The following is a 1715-nucleotide window of genomic DNA, read 5'->3' as shown; positions in this document are numbered from 1 at the left end:
TCTTTCTTGGGTGGGGGTGGTCATTTGAGCTCGAGGCCCTTGGAGTAGTTGGCGTTGGCTTCGGCTGCCCAGAGGTCGAGGTAGGCGCTGTTGCCGCCGGGCCACTGGAGCATCTGGCGGTGCTTGCCGGGGATGTTTGCGCCGTTGTACCAAGAGTCGGCGAAGCGGAAGAGTGAGACGTCATCGATGCTGTTGACCAGTGCGGTCCATTCTTTGTCGGCTTCGCGGGTGGGCTCGAAACGCTGGAACCCGTTGTCGCGCAGGTGGACCAGGAGACCGGCGAGTTCGTCGCCCTGGAGCTCGGCGGTGGTGGGGCCGTTGCCGAAGGCTGCGGGGCTCTGGGGTCCGTAGAGGAATGCCAGGTTCGGGTAGCCGTGGGTGGTGGCGCCGAGGTAGGCATCGACGCCGGTGGCCCACTTCTCGCGGAGGGTGCGGCCGTCGGTGCCGTAGATGTCGATCGAGGTCAGCGTCGCGGTGTTGTTGTCGAAGCCGGTCGCGAGAATGATGATGTCGAACTCTCGCTCGATGCCGTCGGTGGTGCGGATGCCCTTTTCAGTGAACGTCTCGATGGGCGACTTCCGCACCGAGACGAGCTCGACGGTGTCCCGGTCCATGATTTCGTAGTAGTTCTGGTGAAGTGCGGGTCGCTTGGTGCCGAAGGGGTGCGGCGCTTCATTGGGTGCCAGAAGGTCGGCCTTGACCGGGTCTGTGACGATGGCGCGGATCTTCTTCTTCCAAAAGTCGTAGGCGTGGTTGTTGGAGTCCTTGTTTCCGAGGGTGTCTCCGAAGGTCGCCATCCAGAAGCGGAAGCCGCCGCCCTGCCAGCACTCTTCGTAGAGTCGCTCACGCTCTTCGTCGGACACCTCGACGGCAGACCTCGGGTCGAAGTCGAAGTTGACGCCGGCGAAGGCGGTCCGGGCGAACTTGAACATCTCCTCGTAGCCCTCCTTCGCCTTGTCGTTGATGGCGGAGTCGTAGACCGCCTGCTGCATGGGCAGTGACAGGTTGGGTGTGCGCTGGAAGACGGTCAGGTGCTGGGCGACGGGGCCGATCTCCTGGATGACCTGCACGCCGCTGGCGCCGGTGCCGATCACGGCGACGCGCTTGTCGGTGTAGTCGAGGTCCTCGGGCCACAACGTGGTGTGAGCGAGGCGTCCCTTGTAGGTGTCGATGCCGGGGAATTGCGGAGTGTAGGGCTCGATCGTCGAGCCTGTCGCGAAGATCAGGAACTGTGCTGTCGTCGCCGCTCCGTCGCTGGTCTTGATCGTCCAGCGGTTGGTGCTCTCGTCGAACCGGGCTCCGGTGACCTTGGTGTTGAACCGGATGTCCTTGGACAGGTCCCACTTGGAGTCGACGTAGGCGAAGTAGTCGCGCAGTGCGTTGTGGTCGGGGAAGCGCTCCTGCCACTCCCAGTCCTTCCACAGCTGCTCGTCGGAGAACTGGTAGACCTCGGCGTCGCTGTCAACTCGCGCGCCGGGGTAGCGGTTGAGGTTCCACACGCCGCCTAGCCCGTCGCTCTTCTCGAACAAGATGGTCGAGAAGCCGAGGTCGCGGAGCTTCTTCAACTGGTAGGTGCCGCTGAACCCGGCTCCCACGATCACTACGTCGTAGGTGGACGACGCGGTCGTGACGGGTGTGTTCGTGTCGGTAGTCGTCATGGATCTGACCTCTCATGTGTGTCGGCGCTGGCCCCTGGAGGACGCGCCCCCTGGTGC

Annotated in this window: 1 protein-coding gene; it reads right to left on the bottom strand. The window is 63.7% G+C overall.

All coding sequences use genetic code 11. From position 1 onward, the window contains the following. Nucleotides 1-20 precede the first annotated feature (20 nt). Nucleotides 21-1658 (bottom strand): flavin-containing monooxygenase, encoded by a 1638-nt coding sequence (locus tag AC1DVU_RS22355; RefSeq protein ID WP_476924673.1) that lies wholly within the window; start codon nucleotides 1656-1658, stop codon nucleotides 21-23. Nucleotides 1659-1715 lie beyond the last annotated feature (57 nt).

It is taken from the genome of Aeromicrobium sp. P2_G6 (genome assembly GCF_056403535.1).
Note: the sequence above shows the minus strand (reverse complement) of the source record. Positions and strands in the feature narration are given on the sequence as shown.